The organism is Synechococcus sp. UW140 (assembly GCF_900474295.1).
GTDB lineage: Bacteria > Cyanobacteriota > Cyanobacteriia > PCC-6307 > Cyanobiaceae > Synechococcus_C.
The window spans coordinates 1-2,613 of the sequence record NZ_UCOB01000001.1 but is presented as its reverse complement, the minus strand read 5'-3'; the positions used below and the strand labels follow the sequence as shown (position 1 = coordinate 2,613).

Below are 2,613 nucleotides of genomic sequence, written 5' to 3'. Positions count from 1 at the left end.
GTGACCTCATGGCCGTTGTTGAAGACGCCGCTGGTGACCTCCAGCGCAGGGGCAGCTACCTCGTCTGAAGCCTCAAAGCGGACAGTCAGTGACAAAGACCCCGCCAGGAGCGGGGTTTTTGTCTGCGAGTCAGCAGGAAAACGGCATGAGGAGAAATACCCAACTGGAACGCCAACAAGATGCTCTCAGGAATCACTCAGGCAACACACCAAGAACCCTCACACCCAGCAGAGGCAGCAACAGCGATCCTGAACGAGGGACAACCGATGGTTCTGGCCTCAGACCATTGGCCGCTATCCCAAGAGAGAGCAGTGCTGGACGGGGATCATGCCGAAAACCAGAGGAATTGGAATGATCGTCCTGATCACCACCCCAGACAGTCTTACAATCAGATCAGTGGAAACAAATAAGGTCTCACAAGACCTAGCTGTTGAGTCACGACAGAAGGCAAATATTGCGACTTCCATTGGCCTCTGAGACAACCATGGACAACCTTCTTGAGCTTCTCAGTCGTCGATGGCCGCATCAGAAAAGCCGCCATGTTCTTGAAGACAGGCCTGCAGCCTCACGGTCGATCCAGGTCAGTCAGGCCAACAGTCATTCAGAAGCAGAGCAGCACTACGTCTTCTTTGACGGCATCAATGCAGAGAGCAGCCTGAGCAATCGGTCTTCGGCGGCGCTGAAAGCCGCCGGAATCCAGACGGCGCCAACACAGATCTATGGCGCCATCAATGGCTTCAGCATTGAGCTCACTCCGTTCCAGGCCGATCAACTGCGCCAAAATCCAGGGATCACAAGTGTTGAGGTGGACCGACCGATGCCGCTCAGCCCTCCGATGGAGGTGCAACCGGTTGGTGCAGACCCCGATCACTCCACTGGAGCACTGCCCTTATTCAATCCGATCCGGTCTTCCTCGCAGAATGCACTGGATCAAATCGTGGGGCTGGATCGCTTCTGGATCAACAGCCAACCTGGCCAAAACCTGAGAGCACTCAAGTCGATCGAACTCAGTGCGTTGCCTGCCTATGGCAATGGCACAGCTAGCACCGGTGAAATTCTCCCCTACGGGGTCAAAGCCGTCTGGGGGGGTGCAGACATCTCCACACAGGGCAACGCCGGCAACGGCTCCTATGCCTTCGTAATTGATTCCGGCGTTCTCAAGACCACGGGTGATCTCAACATCAATACCAACTGGTCGAAAAGCTGGATCAGCGGCGAGAGCGCCTTCACCGATGGCAACGGCCATGGAACCCACGTAGCCGGCACAATCGCCGCTCTTGCGAACGGCAAAGGCGTGGTTGGCGTGGCCCCAGGTGCAGAAGTGATCTCCCTCAAGGTGTTCGACAGCAGTGGCGGAGGCGCTAGCTACACCACGATTATCGATGCGGTGAACTACGCCACCCAGGTTATTAACAACAACAACCTGGATAAGTCGAAGGTTGTGATCAACATGAGCCTGGGCGGTGGCTATAGCGCCGGCCTGGATCAGGCTGTCAAAAATGCCGCAAATCAGGGAATCAAATTTTCAATCGCCGCCGGTAATAGTGGCGATGACGCCGATTACTATTCACCAGCTAGCGCTGGTGACCATAAAAACGTTTACACGGTTTCTGCCGTTGATAACACCTACCAAATGCCCTGGTGGTCCAACTGGGATAACAGCAGTGGTGGTGATGACGTTGACGTCGCCGCGCCAGGCGTCGGTGTCTACTCGTACTACCAAGGTGGACAACTCGCCTCACTGAGCGGCACATCGATGGCCGCCCCCCATGTAGCCGGCCTGCTTCTGATGGGAGGCGTGCAACAAGGCGACATGGTGAAAGCCTCTACAGGCGGCGTGGCCGACCCCTTCGCCCTGATCAAGAGTACCGAACCAGAACCAGAACCAGAACCAGAACCAGAACCAGATGAACCACCCGTCAAAGACGGCTACCTCTACTTCGGTGAAGCATCAGGAACCAACGTAATCAATATCTCCAATTCCACTGGATCACTTTCTCAAAGTAGCCTCGAATCACAACTGGGACTGAGCTCAGGTGTTCTCGATAGCAATCTCACAAGTACAAAAAAAGCCGTAAACGCTAATGAAGGCTCAGCCTTCCAAACCAGTGGCACTGGCAAAGTTGGCGACACAATCACATTCTCATTTGATTTCAGCTCGATCGACACCTTCCCCTGGGCAGATTACGCCTTCTACGCCATCAACAAGAACGTCTACAGCCTGGCTGCACTGGGAGAAGACACAACAGACGAAGGCAATAAAAAAGGTACATTTACATACATTCTTAGCCAAAAAGATTTAGGAGGCAAAACTTCTGGGTCATTCACCTTTTCCTTAGGCGTAGTTGATGCCATCGATGGGTACTATGACTCCCAACTAACGGTCAACGACTTCTCCATCAACGCCGCTGCTGATGGCATATCCGGCCAGCGCATGAATGATGTCAACCTCAATGAGATCGTCACAGCAGACGGTGACAACTTGTTCAAAGGCGACGACTTGTTCACAGGCGGAGAACACAACGACATCATCGATGCCAGGCTCGGCAATGACTGGATCTACGGCTATCTCGGCAATGACACCATCAATGGTGGTTCAGGACGCGATACCGC

At 54.0% G+C, this 2,613-nt stretch carries 1 protein-coding gene; it reads left to right on the top strand.

The features are described from left to right. Nucleotides 1–484 precede the first annotated feature (484 nt). Nucleotides 485–2,613: S8 family serine peptidase (locus DXY10_RS00005; RefSeq protein ID WP_170955633.1), on the top strand; the 2,129-nt coding region annotated here is incomplete at its 3' end.